Source organism: Bacillus sp. z14 (2026), from assembly GCF_058313575.1.
In genome coordinates, this window is record NZ_JBZFQK010000001.1 from 1,052,522 (window position 1) to 1,069,615 (window position 17,094).

Annotated in this window: 18 protein-coding genes; 7 read left to right on the top strand and 11 right to left on the bottom strand. The window is 38.7% G+C overall.

All coding sequences use genetic code 11. From position 1 onward, the window contains the following. Nucleotides 1-130: 130 nt before the first annotated feature. A complete protein-coding gene (locus AC4G3O_RS05005) occupies nt 131-502 on the bottom strand; it encodes a DUF308 domain-containing protein (protein ID WP_066105160.1) in 372 nt (123 codons plus the stop codon). A gap of 153 nt (nt 503-655) precedes the next feature. On the opposite strand from AC4G3O_RS05005, the gene AC4G3O_RS05010 reads away from it, so the two are divergent. After that, nucleotides 656-1,234, top strand: coding sequence for a 5' nucleotidase, NT5C type (locus tag AC4G3O_RS05010; RefSeq protein ID WP_066105163.1), 579 nt, complete (start codon nt 656-658; stop codon nt 1,232-1,234). A gap of 39 nt (nt 1,235-1,273) precedes the next feature. Here AC4G3O_RS05010 and AC4G3O_RS05015 read toward each other — a convergent pair whose 3' ends face one another. The 3 genes from AC4G3O_RS05015 to AC4G3O_RS05025 are packed head-to-tail and all read right to left on the bottom strand — an operon-like array spanning nt 1,274 to nt 3,327. Further along, nucleotides 1,274-1,708, bottom strand: coding sequence for a Fur family transcriptional regulator (locus AC4G3O_RS05015; RefSeq protein WP_066105166.1), 435 nt, complete (start codon nt 1,706-1,708; stop codon nt 1,274-1,276). A gap of 14 nt (nt 1,709-1,722) precedes the next feature. Next, the gene (locus AC4G3O_RS05020) at nt 1,723-2,556 is read right to left on the bottom strand and encodes a metal ABC transporter permease (protein WP_066105169.1); all 834 of its coding nucleotides are present in this window, start codon (nt 2,554-2,556) and stop codon (nt 1,723-1,725) included. Between the two features lie 15 nt (nt 2,557-2,571). Further along, nucleotides 2,572-3,327, bottom strand: a complete 756-nt coding sequence (locus AC4G3O_RS05025) for a metal ABC transporter ATP-binding protein (protein WP_066105172.1) — start codon at nt 3,325-3,327, stop codon at nt 2,572-2,574. 147 nt (nt 3,328-3,474) lie between these two features. Here AC4G3O_RS05025 and AC4G3O_RS05030 point away from each other — a divergent pair, with 147 nt between their 5' ends. Beyond that, nucleotides 3,475-3,732 carry a DUF2624 family protein gene (locus AC4G3O_RS05030; RefSeq protein ID WP_066105175.1) on the top strand — a complete coding sequence of 86 codons (258 nt, stop codon included), beginning with the start codon at nt 3,475-3,477 and terminating at the stop codon, nt 3,730-3,732. 36 nt (nt 3,733-3,768) lie between these two features. On the opposite strand, the gene AC4G3O_RS05035 is transcribed toward AC4G3O_RS05030, so the two are convergent. Continuing rightward, entirely contained in the window at nt 3,769-4,665 is an 897-nt protein-coding gene (locus AC4G3O_RS05035; RefSeq protein ID WP_066105178.1) for a deoxyribonuclease IV, read from the bottom strand. A gap of 14 nt (nt 4,666-4,679) precedes the next feature. Then, entirely contained in the window at nt 4,680-5,975 is a 1,296-nt protein-coding gene (locus tag AC4G3O_RS05040; protein WP_225983608.1) for a DEAD/DEAH box helicase, read from the bottom strand. Nucleotides 5,976-6,185: 210 nt separating this feature from the next. Between AC4G3O_RS05040 and vrrA the strand changes: the two genes are divergently transcribed. Both vrrA and AC4G3O_RS05050 read left to right on the top strand, forming a co-directional pair. Continuing rightward, a complete protein-coding gene (vrrA, locus tag AC4G3O_RS05045; protein ID WP_139892582.1) occupies nt 6,186-6,794 on the top strand; it encodes a VrrA/YqfQ family protein in 609 nt (202 codons plus the stop codon). Nucleotides 6,795-6,942: 148 nt separating this feature from the next. Next, complete coding sequence (locus AC4G3O_RS05050; RefSeq protein WP_066105183.1) at nt 6,943-7,884, top strand: 4-hydroxy-3-methylbut-2-enyl diphosphate reductase; 942 nt, start codon at nt 6,943-6,945, stop codon at nt 7,882-7,884. Nucleotides 7,885-8,486: 602 nt separating this feature from the next. Here the strand turns inward: AC4G3O_RS05050 and AC4G3O_RS05055 are convergent. Both AC4G3O_RS05055 and AC4G3O_RS05060 read right to left on the bottom strand, forming a co-directional pair. After that, nucleotides 8,487-9,608, bottom strand: coding sequence for a Nif3-like dinuclear metal center hexameric protein (locus tag AC4G3O_RS05055; protein WP_148630171.1), 1,122 nt, complete (start codon nt 9,606-9,608; stop codon nt 8,487-8,489). Then, on the bottom strand, nt 9,608-10,315 hold the full coding sequence (locus tag AC4G3O_RS05060) for a tRNA (adenine(22)-N(1))-methyltransferase (protein WP_066105189.1): 708 nt from the start codon (nt 10,313-10,315) through the stop codon (nt 9,608-9,610). The genes AC4G3O_RS05055 and AC4G3O_RS05060 overlap by 1 nt, the downstream gene beginning before the upstream one ends. Nucleotides 10,316-10,516: 201 nt before the next feature. Here AC4G3O_RS05060 and AC4G3O_RS05065 point away from each other — a divergent pair, with 201 nt between their 5' ends. From AC4G3O_RS05065 to AC4G3O_RS05075, 3 genes are read left to right on the top strand one after another with little or no spacing between them, the layout of a single operon-like run. Then, nucleotides 10,517-11,320, top strand: a complete 804-nt coding sequence (locus AC4G3O_RS05065) for a GDSL-type esterase/lipase family protein (RefSeq protein ID WP_139892587.1) — start codon at nt 10,517-10,519, stop codon at nt 11,318-11,320. A gap of 3 nt (nt 11,321-11,323) precedes the next feature. Beyond that, on the top strand, nt 11,324-12,244 hold the full coding sequence (locus AC4G3O_RS05070; RefSeq protein WP_066105192.1) for an ABC transporter ATP-binding protein: 921 nt from the start codon (nt 11,324-11,326) through the stop codon (nt 12,242-12,244). Further along, nucleotides 12,237-13,229 carry an ABC transporter permease gene (locus AC4G3O_RS05075; RefSeq protein ID WP_066105195.1) on the top strand — a complete coding sequence of 331 codons (993 nt, stop codon included), beginning with the start codon at nt 12,237-12,239 and terminating at the stop codon, nt 13,227-13,229. Before AC4G3O_RS05070 ends, AC4G3O_RS05075 begins: the two co-directional genes overlap by 8 nt. A 134-nt stretch (nt 13,230-13,363) precedes the next feature. Here the strand turns inward: AC4G3O_RS05075 and cccA are convergent, their stop codons facing one another. The 3 genes from cccA to dnaG form a co-directional block, all read right to left on the bottom strand. Continuing rightward, complete coding sequence (cccA, locus tag AC4G3O_RS05080; protein ID WP_066105198.1) at nt 13,364-13,720, bottom strand: cytochrome c550; 357 nt, start codon at nt 13,718-13,720, stop codon at nt 13,364-13,366. 382 nt (nt 13,721-14,102) lie between these two features. Beyond that, complete coding sequence (gene rpoD / locus AC4G3O_RS05085) at nt 14,103-15,239, bottom strand: RNA polymerase sigma factor RpoD (protein ID WP_066105200.1); 1,137 nt, start codon at nt 15,237-15,239, stop codon at nt 14,103-14,105. Between the two features lie 37 nt (nt 15,240-15,276). Next, nucleotides 15,277-17,094, bottom strand: coding sequence for a DNA primase (dnaG, locus tag AC4G3O_RS05090; RefSeq protein WP_491135902.1), 1,818 nt, complete (start codon nt 17,092-17,094; stop codon nt 15,277-15,279).

A 17,094-nucleotide genomic window follows, 5' to 3' on the forward strand; every position in this document is an offset into this window, starting at 1 on the left:
TTCAAAATAATAATTATTTTGAAGTTCTTTGTTTTATATCTGTTATTTATGATTGGAGGGATTGGATAAAAATCCAATCCCTAAACTATTTGAGATTTGAAAGCCCATAAACGATAGCAGGCCTACTGTATTAGAAAAAGGGATATACCAAAAGACCAGCAACAACAGAAAATACACCAATTACTATTGCTGCTATCCCCATCATACGCGATTCAGTTTTCATCGCAAAAATCCCTGCGACAATGCCAATTGTTCCAAAAATCACCGGCATAAAAAATAGAGAGGCAATTGACAAGGCTAACGCCACTATACCAAAGCTGCTAGCTTTAGAAGTGGTCTTATTATTATTTCCTGTTTGACTATGACGTCTGTATTCAGCAGAATCCATAAATTCTGCTCCGGTCTCCTCATGATAATTTAGCTTTTGACACACGACTTCATTTTTAAATTTATCTCTTTTATTTCTTGCATTCCAATGTCTTTTTGAGGCTGACAATAGCATTCCCTACCTTCCTTTATTGAAGCCTTCCTAGTTTGCTCCATAAAAGGCTTACTCATAAGCAGAGATTGTTGCATGAATCTACAAAATTTAGAAAAGCAATTTGTCGCATTTTGATGTAAACTACATACAAACATATTTTGGAGGAAATGCTTCATGTCAAAACCTAAACGTTTTGGAATAGATATTGATGGTACCATCACTACACAGGATTCCATGCTTCCTTATATCAACAAAGCCTTTCGCTTACAATTAACATTAGAGGATATTAACCAATATGAATTTTATCCGTTTGTAAATGTTCCAGAGCATGAATTTGATCTTTGGTTTCAAAAACACGAACCCATCATCTATTCTGAATCACCTATGGCAAAGGATGCCAAACGAGTTTTACAGGAATGGAAAGAAATATATGAACTGTTTTTCATCAGTGCCAGAAATCAAACTTTATTGCCGGTTACAAAGGAGTGGTTCAGTAAAAACGATTTACTGTATCACCACATCGAATTAATCGGTACGCATAATAAAATTGCAACGGTAAAAAAACACGAAATCGATCTTTTCTTTGAGGATAAGCACGATAACGCTGTTGCAATTGCTGAAGAATGTGAAATTCCAGTCATCTTATTTGACGCACCTTATAATCGAATGGCTATCCCAAACAATGTGATCAGGGTGGAAAATTGGGCAGAAGCCTATCAGTGGGTAAACCATTGGACTAAGGAAAATCGGTAATAAAAAGGAGCCACTCTCCAATCGCAGAATGGCTCCTTTCTAGTTACTTTGTTGTATATTCTCCTGCAAACAATCTGGACATCTTCCGTATATTTCAAATTTATGTCCTGAAATATCATATCCTTTAAAATCCTCTGTTATTTTTTCCATTGGACATAACTCTACATTACGAGTTTTTCCGCATTCCATACAAATGAAATGATGATGATGATGATTTCCAACACAAGCAAATCGGAATCTTTTTTCACCAGATAACTCAGTGGTTTCTAGAATCCCTAAGTTTGCATACAAGGATAAATTTCGGTATATCGTGTCATAGCTCATACCTGGGTACGAACTTTTCAATTTTTCAAGGACTTCTTTGGCTGTTAAATAACGATTGCTCTTCGAAAAAAGTTCAAGCATGTCTTCACGCTTCTCAGTGTATTTGTAGCCCTTATCTTTCAAGAGTTGTATTGCTTCTTTAACATCCATCTTCAGATACCTCCTTACGCAGTCATTCTCCATTTCTTGATAAAAATTGTGATTAAAAGAATGATAATTGCCAATACAACGATTGTACCACCCGGAGCAAGATTTAAGTAATAGGATGTGAATAATCCGCCTATTACAGCCAATTCTCCAAACAGAATGGAAATAAAAATGGTTTGTTTAAACCCCTTCGCTACTTTTAAGGCAGCCGCTACCGGTAAAGTCATTAATGAAGAAACAAGCAGGACACCCACAATTCTCATAGAAATGGCAATGACCAAAGCAACGAGCACGATAAAGATAAAGTGAATCGCTTTAGCCGGTATTCCGGAAGTTTTAGCATGCTCCTCATCAAAGGATAAAAGGAATAATTCTTTATATAAGAATATAACAATTGCGATAACAGCAATACTGATTGCCAAAACAATCCATAAGTCTGTCCGACTTACCGCACTGACACTCCCAAATAAATATCCAAATAAATCAGTCGTGAAGCCATTAGCGAGCGAGATAAAAATCGCTCCCAACCCTACTCCTCCGGAAAGAATGATTGGAATGGCAAGTTCCTGATAATGTTTATAGACTGAACGCAGTCGCTCTATAAAAAGCGATCCCGTTACCGAGAAGGCCATCCCCATATATAAAGGGTTGATAGGACCCAGTGCAGGCACTTCCTTACTTAGTAACAAACTGAATGCAATTCCAGTCAGGGTTACATGGCTAAGGGCATCTGCAATTAAGGAGAGTTTTCGAACTACAATAAATACACCCAACAGCGGAGCAATAATACCAATCACAATCCCCGCTAGAAAGGCATTTTGTAGAAATTCATACTGAAACATTGATAACATACTACTTCCTCCAAATTAATGATCATGTGTTAATGTATAAACATCATGGCCATAAAAAGCTGACATATCCTTATCATCTAAATGTTCATATTCACATGTATTCCCGTGAAAATGCAATTGTTTATTTAGACATGCAATATGAGTGACCTTTTCTGTAATGGTACCAGTATCGTGAGTAACCAAAATAAGTGTCAATCCAAGGTTACGGTTTAAATCGTAAAGCAGGTCATAAAAATTAGTAACATTCTTTACATCTACACCAACTGTAGGTTCATCCAGTATTAACATAGCAGGATCGCTGACCAGTGCTCTTGCAATGAATACCCGTTGTTGCTGACCGCCCGATAATTCTCCAATTGGTCTTTTGATGAAATCCTGCATTCCTACTTCTTTGAGCGCTTTCACCACTTTTTGGCGATGAGTTTTATTATAGAAACGAAAAAGTCCTATTTTCTTCGTTAATCCGCTTGCTACAACTTCTTCCACTGTAGCTGGGAAACCACTGTTAAAGGAATTGGCCTTTTGTGATACATAGCCAATTTTCTCCCAATTTTTAAATTTGTTTATTTTCTCACCGAATAAGAAAATTTCTCCTTGCTGTACTTTATTTAATCCAAGCATCAGCTTCAGCAATGTTGATTTGCCAGAACCGTTCGGTCCGACAATAGCTAGAAAATCTCCATCCTTGACGGATAAATTAATATCTTCCAGAACGTTTTCTCTCTCATATTTATAAGTAACATGTTCAATTTTAATTAAGTCATTATTCATAATCGGCCACCTGTTAATAAGAATGATTACGATTTACCTCAAGTAGTATACAGGACAATTTCAGTAAAGTAAACACATTTACTTAATATTGTATAATTTAGTTCATTTTTTTCTGTCCTTTTCATATGGTAAACATGGGGTGGTAATTTGAAGCTATTTGAAAGCATTGTTAACTTAAAAATCAATCGTATCACTGCCAGTGAATTGCTTGATTTTGCCGGGCAGAATGGTTTAACTTTAACAAAAACGGAAGCTGAGGAAATAACCAAACTAATCCGGGGGAAATCCGTTAATATTTTTGATCAGACTGAACGAAAACAGCTTTTAAAAAATATCGAGAAAATTACCGGTGCTGAGAAAGCGCAGAAAATCGAGAAAATATTTTATAGCATGATCGGAATTTAAAAAGGAAGCAGTACATCTGTACTGCTCCCCTTCTCTTTATACCGTTTGTCCAAGCATGGAAGCTTGAAAATCTACCCAAGCTCCATCTCTTAGCATATCAATTTCATGTTTATACGGTGCTTTTTTGTTTGTTTTATCCGTACCCACAAATGGAGTCTCCAATATTTTTGGTACAGAGCTTAATTGTGGATGATGGACAATGTAATGAAGTGGCTGAAAACCAATCTTTCCATACCCGATATTTTCATGTCGGTCTTTTCTCATTCCACATTCATTTTTACTGTCATTAATATGCAGCACTTTAATACGATCTACACCGACAGTTTTATCAAAATGATTTAAAACGCCATCAAAATCATTCACAATATCATAACCCGCATCATGCGTATGACAAGTATCAAAGCAAACACTCAGCTTATCATTGTGTGTAACTCCATCGATAATCATCGCTAATTCTTCAAAACTTCTTCCACACTCTGAGCCCTTGCCGGCCATCGTTTCTAATGCGATTTGGACTTTTTGATCAGGGGTAATGACTTCATTTAATCCCTCGATGATCTTTTTAATACCTACTTCTGAACCTTCTCCGACATGAGCACCTGGATGCAATACAATTTGGTAGGCCCCCAGAGCTTCCGTCCGTTCGATTTCCGAACGAAGAAAATCAACACCCAATTGGAAAGTAGCGGGATTTACTGCGTTACCGATATTGATAATATAAGGAGCATGGACAACGATATCGCTCATTCCATTTTCCTCCATATGCAATAGGCCTGCTGCAATATTTAAATCCTCGATTTTCTTTCTTCTTGTGTTTTGAGGAGCGCCTGTATAAATCATAAATGTATTGGCACCATAAGAAGCTGCTTCTTCACTTGCGCCTAAAAGCATTTTCTTTCCGCTCATGGAAACATGTGATCCAATTTTAAGCATCCATTTGCCCCCTTTTATCTTTTCTTTAAGCGTCTTTCTCTCTTTTTGATTTTTTCTACTTCTGCTTTAACTTTCTTTTTATAGCCAGGCTTTACTTTACGTAAATGCTTAGAGAATTTACCATAATTCTTTACCTCACCGGCTGCTTTAGGTGAATTTTTACGTTTTTTACGCTTATTGCGGTCATCAATTTCAACCCATTCACCTTTTACTACGTCACGGTTGCTGAATGTTACACCCATGGATTCGAGTTTATTCAGAGCTTGATCATCCTTCTCTTCATAAAGGGTAACAGCGACTCCGGACATACCTGCGCGCGCTGTACGGCCACAGCGATGGATATAGAAATCCAAGTCCTGAGGAAGTTCATAGTTAATCACATGACTTACACCTTCAATATCAATACCTCTTGCTGCTAGGTCTGTCGCTACAACATATTGATATTTAAGAGCATTAATCTCTTTCATAACCCTTTTTCTTTCTCTTGCCGGTAAGTTACCGTGTAGTCTTCCTACCTGCAATCCCTTTTCAAGGAGGGCATCTGCCAGCTCATCTGCGTTTTGCTTTGTGTTAGCAAAAATAAGCACAAGGAAAGGATTTTGAAGTTCAATAATTGACTTAACCAATTGAACCTTGTCTCGGTGTCTAACAGGAACGAGAATGTGCTCCAATTTTTCTACAGACACTTTTGTCGGATCCACATGGATATGTTTCGGATTGTTCATATACTTTTTCAAGAATGGCTGTAGCTTTTCTGGAATTGTCGCAGAAAATACTAGCATTTGCAGCTTAGGAGCCATCCTTGAAGCGATTTTATCCACATCTTCCATAAATCCTAAATCAATCATTAAATCAGCTTCATCAACTACTAAAATATCGGCAGAAAAAACACTCAACGCATTTTCTTCCGATAAATCTTTAATACGACCAGGTGTACCGATCACAAGCTGTGGTTGAACGGTGAGCTTGTCAATTGAACGTTGTTTATCTGTTCCACCTACATAGCTTTTTATATGAATTTGTTTATCTTCAGGAAATTTCTCATTCAAAGAAACAGCAGCTTTATAAATTTGGGCCGCTAATTCTCTCGTCGGTGCCGTAATTACAGCCTGTACTTCCATCTTTTCCTGATTGATTTTAGCCATGATCGGCAATAGAAAAGAATGGGTTTTTCCAGTGCCAGTTTGTGACTGCCCTATAATACTCTTACCGCTAAATACAGCTGGAATGACTCTTTCCTGTATGATTGTCGGCTCCTTAAATCCTACCTTCTCAACAGCTTCCAATACATATTCGGGTAACTTAAACATTTTAAATGAACTCATTTTTTACCAACTTTCTGACATGCTTACAAGCTTTTTAGCAACTATCCTTCTCATATTACCTTATGTGAAGGACTAATAACAAGTTTTTGTAGATTAAAAGCCTATTCTTTCATATATTCGCACTTTACCGTCCCTAACTGACATATTCTATTATGGGAACTTAAGTAAAATATTGAATAGAAAGGAGGGTTAAATATGCCGCCTATGAGACCACCCATTTTCGGCCCGCCACGAGGACCAGGCTTTATCAGAGGTTCTGCCCCACCACAATTTAATACAAGAGGATTATTCGGTCCACCTATGCCAAGGAGAGGAATTCCTTTTGGAGCAGCAAGTGCTCCCAAGCAAGGAGGAGGATTTCTGGCTTCTTTGTTTGGCAGAGGAGGAGGTTCCGGCTTGGCACAGGGTGCCGGTACAGCTGCTAAAGCTGCCGGAGGAGGTTCCACTTTAACAAATTTTATGAACAGTACGCAAAAGGTGTTAGCAGCAGGGGAACGTGTGGTACCAATGGTTCGCCAAGTTCAGCAATATGGACCTTTAATTAAAAATTTACCATCCATGTGGAAAATTTATCGGGGATTAAATGCAACTACAGCAGAAGATCAAGAAGAAGCTATCGATCAGGTCGACTCAAACATTTTGGAGTCATCCAACCATATAGAATCTTCAGCTTCTCTTAAAAGCTCTAAAAAGGAAAAGAATGAATCTAGCGAAATAGACTATTCACACGAGCTTCCTGGAAGCACAATAATAAAATCGAAACCTCAAAATGTGAAACCATCCCTGCCAAAGCTTTTCATCTAACTATACAGCGCCCCTAAAAGGAGCGCTTTTCTACATATGCAATATCTCCCGAAGGATTTCTTTTTGTAAGTTTTTAATCACTCGCTTATAATATAAGAAACACTCCATCTGTCAAACAGACATGGAGCAAGGAGGTTTTTTTGAATTAATGAAAGTAGTTAAAATTTCCCCAAGAGGATATTGTTACGGCGTTGTTGATGCGATGGTTATCGCCAGAAATGCCGCTTTAGATAAAACTTTGCCACGCCCTATTTATATTCTGGGTATGATTGTTCATAATCAGCATGTAACGGAAGCGTTTGAACAAGATGGGATTATCACCCTCGACGGCAAAGACCGTAAAGAAATAATCGAGAAGGTTGATTCCGGCACTGTCATCTTTACTGCTCACGGTATCTCACCTGAAGTAAGAGAAATTGCCAAACAAAAGGGGCTTGTAACGATTGACGCAACCTGTCCGGATGTAACAGCAACTCATAATTTAATTGAAGCAAAAGAAAAAGAAGGATATGATATCATTTATATCGGTAAGAAAGGCCACCCGGAACCTGAAGGCGCCGTTGGTGTAGCCCCGGATATCGTCCATCTCGTTGAGTCCAAACAAGATATTGATGACCTCACAATTGAAAACGAGAAAATCATTGTGACCAACCAAACAACTATGAGTCAGTGGGATGTTGCCGACTTAATAGATGAAGTTAAGAAAAAATATCCTGCAGCAGAAATTCATAAAGAAATTTGCATGGCTACTCAAGTCCGTCAGGAAGCTGTTGCTGAGCAAGCAAAAGACCTTGACGTTCTTATTGTAGTTGGAGATCCTAAGAGTAATAACTCAAACAGATTGGCACAGGTATCGGAAGAAATCGCCCATACAAAAGCCTATCGAATTGCTGATGTCAGCGAGTTGGAAATAGAATGGATTAAAGATGCTCAAGTAGTTGGTGTAACAGCTGGAGCATCCACACCAACACCTATTACCAAAGAAGTCATTACATTCTTGGAACAGTTCGACCCGGCTGATTCATCGACATGGAAAACGGAAAAGAAAGTACCTCTTTCCAAAATATTACCTAAAGTGAAAGTGAAATAATGCAATAGCTACAAAGAAAAAAGGACCCAGGGGTCCTTTTTTCTTTTTATTACTCTATCTTCAGGCCTTAACCGCTCGAGTCATCATAAGACAGGACGTTTTGGTCACAAAGACGTGGCCACACAACGTGGCATTCTTAGTCTTTGTTCCTCAACCAATCGTCTCAACTTTTTAGTCAATCCAGCTTCGACGGCTAGAAGCTCAGGACATAAGCATGACCTCTACAGGAGGAAAGAACACCTCCTTCCGAGCCCCTGTCTTATGCTCCTCGCGGGCCTACAGGATGTAGGTCATGAAGACGTTGCCACAGGACGTGGCGCTTTTAGTCTTCGTTCCTTTTACAGCCCTTCAGCCTTTTATGTAATCCAGCTTCAGGGCCTAACCGCTCGAGTCATAAGTGTAGCTGCTGCGGGAGAAAAAAGCGTTCTCCCTACGCACCTCCTCTTATGCTTGTCGCGGCTGAGCAAGGCCCTTCAGCCTTTTAGTTAATCCAGCTTCGACTCCTAGTCCCTCGAGTCATAAGGATAGCCTCTGCGGGGGAGGAACATCCCCTCCGAGCCTCTCTCTTATGCTTTTCAGGCCTGGACAGTCGTCTCAGCCTTTTAGATTACCTGGAATGGATTTGTGTCTATTTCTGATGCGATAAATTCTACCTCATAGCCAGCGTTTTTGCATAGGGAGGTCATTTTTTGGGAGACGCCCTGTTTCATAATTTTTTCTACATTATGGCCAGGGTCAATGATATTCATGCCTTCTTGTTTAAAATCAACGGCTGTATGGTAATAAATATCTCCAGTAATAAATACGTCAGCACCAGCAAATTGAGCTGTTCTTACAAATTTATCACCGTCTCCGCCTAAAACAGCTACCTTCTTCACTATCGCGTCCAGATTCCCGATTACACGAACAGAAGTTACATCCAGTGCCTGTTTGACATGCTCTGCATATTCTCTTAAAGACATAGCCTCTGAGATAGCACCTACTCGACCTAAACCAAATTCCTTACCTGACTCGTTTTCAAGAACATACAAATCGTAAGCGACTTCTTCGTAAGGATGAGCTTTGAGCATTGCTTTTACGACTTTGTTTGTAATAGATTCCGGAACAATTACTTCTATTTTTACTTCTTCTACGTGTTCAAACTCGCCAGAAGACCCAATATACGGATCTGCCTCTTGATTTGGCTTAAATCTACCCGTGCCTGATAGGGTAAAACTGCAATGACTGTAATTGCCCAAATTGCCTGCACCAGCTTTTCCTAATGCTTCACGCACTTCAGTTTCAGCTGAAGTAGGCGTATATACGGCTAATTTGTAAAGTTTTTCTCGATGGGTAACCTTCAAAACAGAAGTATTCTCTAGTCCCAATGCATCAGCAAGCATATCATTGACCCCGCCCTCCGCGATGTCAAGATTCGTATGCGCTGCATACAGAGCAATATCATTTTTAATTAATTTTTCAATCGTTCTCCCTGCAGGCTGATCAGGGATGATTTTTTTTAATGGCCGAAAAATTAACGGGTGATGTGCAATTATTAAATCTACACCTTGATTTACAGCTTCATCAACCACTTCTTCCGTTACATCCAATGCCACAATAACTTTCTTTACTTTTTTAGCAAGACTACCTACCTGCAATCCAATTGGATCTCCATCCTCAGCTAAATATTTGGGAGAAAAGCTTTCAAAAAGCTGGATGACTTCATAACCATTCGGTGTTTTCATTATTGAAGCGCCTCCTCTACCAACTCTATGGATTTTTGGATTTCTTCTTTCTTTTCCTGAGTCCGTTCGTTTTCACTGGACTCTATTTGTTTCAAAATCTTATTCCAATGCTTTAACTCCATTGTCCACTTTTTCATAAAGATAGGATTCTTTTCTTTCAATAAAAATGGCCCCATTAATTCTGCTGCTTCAAAAGGTAATTCTCGATAAGACTTCAATGGCTCTCCTTTTTCCGCTACTAAAATTTCATATATTTTTTCGTCCTCTTCCAGGATTTCTTCCGCTTTCAATTCCCAACCCTCGGCAATCAGCCATTTCCGGATAAACTGAGCACCAATATTGGGTTGAAGAATTAAGGTCTCCCGTCCTGATAGTTTAGATTTTCCGTTTTCTAAAATACTCGTTATTAAAGACCCACCCATACCGCATATTGTAATGGATGTTACTTCTCCATGAGATATGACTTCCAGCCCATTTCCTTTACGAACGGATATAGAGTCTTCTAGCTTAGATTCCCTCACCTGGCTTAACGCAGATTGAAACGGACCTTCCACTACTTCTCCTGCAATAGCTTTTTGCACGATGCCTTCTTTAACTGCATAGCAAGGCAAATAAGCATGGTCAGATCCAATATCAGCCAAAACACTGCCCTTTGGCACATAGGAGGTTACTCGCGTTAATCTTTTTGATAATTTATCTACATTCATTACTTCATACTCCACTCTTAATAGGAATTCATTTATTTCTTTAGTATAAGAAAACTCATCCCCTATTGCAAAGGACTTTCTTCAGAACATATTTTTCAGCCAAAATATTCCTCCTTGTTTCAATATTTTGGTTTAATAGAGATAGGAACGTGAAAACTGAAACTATATCAACATCCAAACTATAGTAAAGCAGGTGCGTAAATGAGAAAAAGGTGGGTAACCGGTACAATCCTTATCATTAGTTTACTGACAACGTTTCTATTACTCGTTGGCTTTATTCAGGGTACCAGGGCAGTTATAAACCCTAAGGAGATTAATCAGTATAAAACGGTAAAAGAGAAAGAGCCGCTTACTAAAAAAGACACCACAAAATTGTCTATTGTTGCTCTTGGCGATTCTTTAACTCGAGGTGTTGGCGATGATAGCGGAGATGGATATGTAAAAAGATTAAGCACCAAATTAACAGAGGACTATAATCAGAAGATTAGCTTGTCCAACCTCTCAATCAGCGGAGCTAAAACAACCGATTTACTAACCCTTCTTGATACTTCAGGCACCAAGCATACTCTTAAGAATGCTGATTTAATAGTTATGACAATTGGAGGAAATGATCTCTTTCCCGGTGTCGAAACATTAACAACCAACCTCGCTGAATATACACCAGATACAAATACTTTTGTTAATAACAGCAAGAAAATTATCGAGATAATCCGGTCAAATAATGCGGATGCACCTATCTATTGGATCAGCCTGTACAATCCCTTTGAAGAATTCAAGGAATTAGGGGACACGTCTAAGTTTGTTATTGACTGGAATCACCAGCTGCAAACATTAGCTACCCAATACCCCGAATTACATATCATTCCGGTATTTGACTTATTTCAGGGTCAAGGAAAAAACTTTTTGTACACGGATCATTTTCATCCAAATAAAAAAGGCTACGAGGCTATATCAGAACGATTAATCCAGTCCATCGCAAGCCAACAACAGTTGGGAGGGGATTGATTAATGAGTCAATCTGTATTAAAAGTAGATCATTTAACCAAAGTCATTAAGGGAAATCACCTTGTTGAAGATATCAGCTTTGAAGTGAAGCATGGAGAAGTTTTTGGTTTTTTAGGGCCTAACGGTGCAGGTAAGACAACTACCATCCGAATGCTGGTCGGTTTAATTAAACCAACAAAAGGAACCATTACAATTGCTGGTTACAACCTGCGAACATCATTTAAGCAAGCCATGCGCCAGGTAGGCTCGATTGTAGAAAACCCCGAGCTCTATACGTATCTGACAGGCTGGGAAAATCTCAAACAGTTTGCCCGGATGCTCGGAGATGTCCCGGATAACAGAATCGAGGATATTATAAGGCAGGTAAATCTTGAAAGCAGAATACACGACAAAGTTAAAACTTATTCTCTTGGGATGAAGCAACGCCTTGGAATTGCCCAAGCGTTACTAGGAAATCCGCAATTATTAATATTAGATGAACCTACTAATGGCCTTGATCCATCGGGAATACGGGAATTACGTGAATTTGTCCGTTATTTAGTTGAAACAGAAGGTATCAGCGTATTTATATCCAGTCACTTATTAAGTGAAATCCAATTAATGTGTGACCGGGTAGCCATTATCAATAAAGGAAAAATGATTACCGTTTCTACGGTTAAGGATTTACTTGATCATTCCAGAGACAGGGTCGAGTGGAAGGTCACTCCTATAAGAGAAGCATATGACCTATTGAAAACAAAAGAAAACATACAAGATCTACAAATAAAAGATAATCTGCTGATTTGCAGTTTACAATCGGATTTAATCAGTACATACAATCGATTATTGATTGAAAATGGGATTAACGTACATTCTGTTTATGAAAAGACATTAACCTTAGAGGATCTATTTATGGAGCTGACAGGGGGAATCAATCATGATTGAGTTCGGTAAACTCGTATTTAACGAAGCAGAAAAAATAATTAAAAAGCGGCGTATTGCGGTTATCATCCTAATCCTGTTAGTTCTGATTCCAATTTTCCTTTATGCTCAAAACCAACAGACAAAAGAAACTGAGAAACGGATGGGTACAGATGACTGGCGCGTTGTTCTTCAGCAGAGAATTGTCGAAGGTCAGAACCGCCTTAGCAGTACCGGGATATCAGAAGAGTGGAAACATTATTTAAGCATTCAGGTTAAACAGCAACAATACTATTTGGAGCATGATATTAATCCAAGCTCTCCGGGTGCTCCAACATTTGTAAGGGAGTTCCTAAAGCAGGGAATCGGCATGTTTATACCTTTACTCGTGATGATAGTGGCGATTGATATAATCAGCGGAGAGCGCAGTGACGGCACAATAAAATTATTGCTAACCCGACCTGTGAAAAGGTGGAAGATTCTTTTAAGCAAATATGTGACACTGCTCCTATTTATTTCATTAATTGTTTTAATTGTTATAGCTATGGCTTATTTGTTAGCTGGAATATTCTTTAATTTTTCGGGCTGGAAATTACCGATAGCGACAGGGTTCGAATATGCTAATGGCAACTTGATTACTGATTCCATCCGGCTCATTCCACAGTGGCAATATATTTTAATGTCAGCAGGACTCGTTTGGTATGTCAGCGTTATCGTAGGTACAATCGCTCTTATGGTCTCTATACTGATTCGTAACACGCCTGGTGGTATGGGGGTTATGTTTGCTTCCCTTATTGCAGGCGCTATTTTAAAAGGATTTGCAACGGCCTGGGATGGGGCAAAATATATTTACAGTGTGAATATGGAATTAATCGACTATCTATCAGGTAGTATGCCCATGGTTGATGGAATGACTTTACCTTTCTCCTTGTCCATTTTAGCAATATGGGGACTTGGCGCCCTGCTTGTTTCCTTTATTGTATTTACCCGACAGGATATGCTTAGCTAATGTAAAGAACTTTCCACTTAAGCAAGCTTATTCTCAAATAACAGAAAAAGACAAAAACAGGCTAAGGAAAACGAAATCGTTTCCTTAACCTGTTTTTAAAATAGGGAACCTCTTTTAGAGTCCCGCTCGTATACTTATTTTAAGCCAGCTATAAACTCAACCATATCGTCAACTTTGTCTTCTGGGACAAGTCCGCCAGGCATCATGCCTTTACCATTTACGATACGATCTTTAATAAGCTCTTTATCCGTAACCCCAGTTAGCTTCGGACCTGCTCCACCTTCATAATTACCGCCATGACAAGATAAGCATTGTGCTTTATAAATGTCTTCAGGTTTATCAGCACTTGCTGTTTCTTCTGTTTTTCCACCTTCTTCTTTCTCCTTGGCCATTTTATCAGCATCCCCAAGGCCCTTAATGGATAAGAAAAAGACTAGTGTAAGACCAATCACCATAATTAAAATGTATGGCATAAATGCATTGTTTTTCATAGTAGTTCCCCTCCCCTATGTAAATACTAATTAACCATCAACTTACATTTACCCTTCTTTATTTTACTGTAAAAACCAATTTTGGAAAAGTTATAACTTGCATTTTCTTCAAAGTTTTCCATAGTTTCTACAATTCAAATCAATTTTCGGGATAACATTCCCAGTCAATGACATGGTATTTCTCTATATTCCACCCCACTGAAAACTTTTTACATACACTCCCCTAAGCCAGTTTATTGATTTCAAACAACATTAATATGTACTGATAAACCGAACCACTCGAGGTCAAAATGAATAGGTCTACTTTATTACAATAAAAAAACAGCTCTACTTAGAAAATCCAGTAGAGCTGTTTTATTTTCAAACCAATTTATGGTATATTCTATTCTAAGAAATCCTTAAGACGTTTACTGCGACTCGGATGGCGTAATTTACGAAGAGCTTTCGCTTCGATTTGTCGAATACGCTCACGTGTTACACCAAATACTTTACCAACCTCTTCCAATGTACGGGTTCTGCCATCATCTAACCCAAAACGTAAACGAAGAACATTCTCTTCACGGTCTGTTAAAGTATCCAATACATCTTCCAGCTGTTCTTTCAATAATTCATATGCTGCATGATCAGAAGGAGATGTGGCATCCTGGTCTTCAATGAAATCTCCCAGGTGAGAGTCATCTTCTTCACCAATTGGTGTTTCTAATGATACAGGTTCTTGAGCAATTTTTAAAATCTCGCGAACTTTTTCCGGTGTTAAGTCCATTTCTTCAGCTATCTCTTCTGGAGAAGGCTCGCGTCCTAAATCTTGAAGGAGCTGTCTTTGGACCCGGATTAGTTTATTAATGGTTTCTACCATATGCACCGGAATACGGATTGTTCTGGCTTGGTCAGCAATAGCACGAGTGATAGCTTGTCTGATCCACCATGTTGCATACGTACTGAATTTGAAACCTTTACGGTAGTCAAATTTCTCAACTGCTTTAATTAACCCCATATTACCTTCCTGAATCAAATCAAGGAACAACATGCCGCGTCCTACGTATCTTTTCGCAATGCTGACAACGAGACGAAGGTTAGCTTCCGCCAGACGTCTTTTCGCTTCTTCATCGCCTTCTTCTATACGCTCTGCCAAAACAATTTCTTCTTCAGCAGATAATAGATCAACACGACCAATTTCCTTTAGGTACATGCGTACAGGGTCATTAATTTTTACACCTGGAGGAACACTTAGATCATTTAAATCAAACTCTTCTTCTTTTTCAAGTTCTTGAGTCCCTGGATTATCATCAGCATCACTTTCATTCACTATATCAATACCCTGTTCTCCAAGATATTCATAAAATTCATCCATTTGTTCTGAATCAAGCACGAAGCTGGAAAGTCTCTCTGCTACATCCTCATAGGTAAGGCGGTTTCGCTTTTTCCCTAGCTCTGTAATAAATTCTTTTACCTGATCTAATGTCATTTCTGTGTTGTTATCTACTTCTTTTTCTTTGGAACGTGCTGACTTTTCAGCCATTTGTTCCCCTCCTTCTCAATCCACTTCTTATTTAAAGTCATAAAGAATTTCTTAACGAGATGAGCTCGATTCCTAATTCGACAGCACGGCTTGTGTCCTGTCTTCTTGTGGCCTCAAGTAGCTCTGCCTCTTTTTCCTTAATGACTAATAATTTTTGATATTTAGTGATTTGGTGGACATAATCATTTAATTCCTGTTCACTCGGATCGTGATTATAGGTCATCATTTCGATTTCTGTTACAATCTTACGTAAATTTGGATCCGGAAGAAAATGCAGAAACAAACTTGTATCAGCTTCGTGGCCTTCTTCATAAAAAGCAAATAAATACGTAATAATGGCCTGGTGATCATCCACTATCATCTGATTTTCTCCAAGCATTTTTTGAATACGAAATGCAAGTTCACGATCATGGAGCATTAAAGCCAGCAAAGTCTCCTCTGCTTTTATATAAGCAGGTTTCATCCGATTATCCCTACGCACAGTAGTAAATGCTTGCATTTGGTTATTCGGATTAGGAGAGTTTTTTGCCTTCTTATTATGTTTACCCACTTTGCTCTGTTGATTAAGCAAAGAATCAAGAGAAAGTGTGAATTCTGTAGCAATTTGCCTCAAATAAAATTCTCTTTCCACTTCACTATCAAGCTTTGCTGTTTCACGAAGGACTTGATCGATGTAGTCCATCTTATCTCCTTCGTTTGCAAAGTTCTTCCCTCTTTTATGGTAAATCATTTTAAAAGAGATATACGTATGAGCGGCCCCTATTATATCATTTTGGAATTTTTCTTCTCCAAATTCCTTGATATAGTCATCGGGATCATACCCATTAGGCATGACTGCAATTTTCACCTGACAGCCGCTCTCCCGGATCAAATCAGCCGTTTTATTTGCTGCCTCTATCCCCGGGGCATCCGAATCATAACAGATGATAATGGTATCTGTACTTCGTTTAAGCAATTGAAGGTGCTGTTCCGTTAATGCTGTACCCATCGTTGCAACACCATTGTGTACCTCTGCACGATCTGCAGATATACAATCAGCAAATCCTTCAAACAAGATAGCTGCGCCTTTTTTTCTTATAAACGGGCGAGCCAGATGATAGTTATATACTATTTTGCTCTTGTTAAATAGAGGTGTCTCAGGACTATTTAAATACTTTGGTTCATCACCGGCTGCAAGCGCTCTTCCAGAAAAAGCAATTGTTTTACCTTGCCTGTCAAAGATCGGAAACATAATTCTATTTCGGAATCGATCGAAATAATTCTGTCCGTCTTCCCGTTTAACCAGCAAACCTGCTTTTTCCATACGTTCGATTGAAAAGTTTCGCTTCTTTAGGAAATTATGCACATAATCCCAGGAATCCAATGAGTACCCTATCTGAAATTTTTCTATGGATTCCATTGTAAATCCACGACTCAGCAGATATTCCAGGGCGTCCTGACCCTGTTTTGTATTTACAAGCAAATGATGGTAAAATTTCCTTAACAGCTCATGTGCTTCCTTCATATCATCGAGTTCATGACGGGGCTTTGTCCCATCCGAAGATTCATTTTCATGAATATCTAATGGTATATTGGCCCTCTCAGCCAAACTTTTTGCAGCTTCTGTGAAGGAATATCCTTCTATGTCCATTAAAAATGTAAATACATTCCCTCCGGCACCACATCCAAAACAATGGAAGATTTGTTTATCAGGGGCTACAGAAAATGATGGACTGTTTTCATTATGAAATGGACATAGACCAAAGTAATTTCGACCTTGTTTTTTTAGCTGAACATATTCACCAACGACATCAGCGATATCATTTTTATTGCGAATTGCGTTCACTGTTTCTTCTGGTATTAATTGGTTTTTCAA

What these genes read in the sequence shown, in the direction of transcription:
- AC4G3O_RS05005 (WP_066105160.1), bottom strand. Translation starts at nt 502, where the DNA reads ATGCTATTGTCAGCCTCAAAAAGACATTGGAATGCAAGAAATAAAAGA.
- AC4G3O_RS05010 (WP_066105163.1), top strand. Translation starts at nt 656, where the DNA reads ATGTCAAAACCTAAACGTTTTGGAATAGATATTGATGGTACCATCACT.
- AC4G3O_RS05015 (WP_066105166.1), bottom strand. Translation starts at nt 1,708, where the DNA reads ATGGATGTTAAAGAAGCAATACAACTCTTGAAAGATAAGGGCTACAAA.
- AC4G3O_RS05020 (WP_066105169.1), bottom strand. Translation starts at nt 2,556, where the DNA reads ATGTTATCAATGTTTCAGTATGAATTTCTACAAAATGCCTTTCTAGCG.
- AC4G3O_RS05025 (WP_066105172.1), bottom strand. Translation starts at nt 3,327, where the DNA reads ATGAATAATGACTTAATTAAAATTGAACATGTTACTTATAAATATGAG.
- AC4G3O_RS05035 (WP_066105178.1), bottom strand. Translation starts at nt 4,665, where the DNA reads ATGCTTAAAATTGGATCACATGTTTCCATGAGCGGAAAGAAAATGCTT.
- AC4G3O_RS05040 (WP_225983608.1), bottom strand. Translation starts at nt 5,975, where the DNA reads ATGTTTAAGTTACCCGAATATGTATTGGAAGCTGTTGAGAAGGTAGGA.
- vrrA (WP_139892582.1), top strand. Translation starts at nt 6,186, where the DNA reads ATGCCGCCTATGAGACCACCCATTTTCGGCCCGCCACGAGGACCAGGC.
- AC4G3O_RS05050 (WP_066105183.1), top strand. Translation starts at nt 6,943, where the DNA reads ATGAAAGTAGTTAAAATTTCCCCAAGAGGATATTGTTACGGCGTTGTT.
- AC4G3O_RS05055 (WP_148630171.1), bottom strand. Translation starts at nt 9,608, where the DNA reads ATGAAAACACCGAATGGTTATGAAGTCATCCAGCTTTTTGAAAGCTTT.
- AC4G3O_RS05060 (WP_066105189.1), bottom strand. Translation starts at nt 10,315, where the DNA reads ATGAATGTAGATAAATTATCAAAAAGATTAACGCGAGTAACCTCCTAT.
- AC4G3O_RS05065 (WP_139892587.1), top strand. Translation starts at nt 10,517, where the DNA reads ATGAGAAAAAGGTGGGTAACCGGTACAATCCTTATCATTAGTTTACTG.
- AC4G3O_RS05070 (WP_066105192.1), top strand. Translation starts at nt 11,324, where the DNA reads ATGAGTCAATCTGTATTAAAAGTAGATCATTTAACCAAAGTCATTAAG.
- AC4G3O_RS05075 (WP_066105195.1), top strand. Translation starts at nt 12,237, where the DNA reads ATGATTGAGTTCGGTAAACTCGTATTTAACGAAGCAGAAAAAATAATT.
- cccA (WP_066105198.1), bottom strand. Translation starts at nt 13,720, where the DNA reads ATGAAAAACAATGCATTTATGCCATACATTTTAATTATGGTGATTGGT.
- rpoD (WP_066105200.1), bottom strand. Translation starts at nt 15,239, where the DNA reads ATGGCTGAAAAGTCAGCACGTTCCAAAGAAAAAGAAGTAGATAACAAC.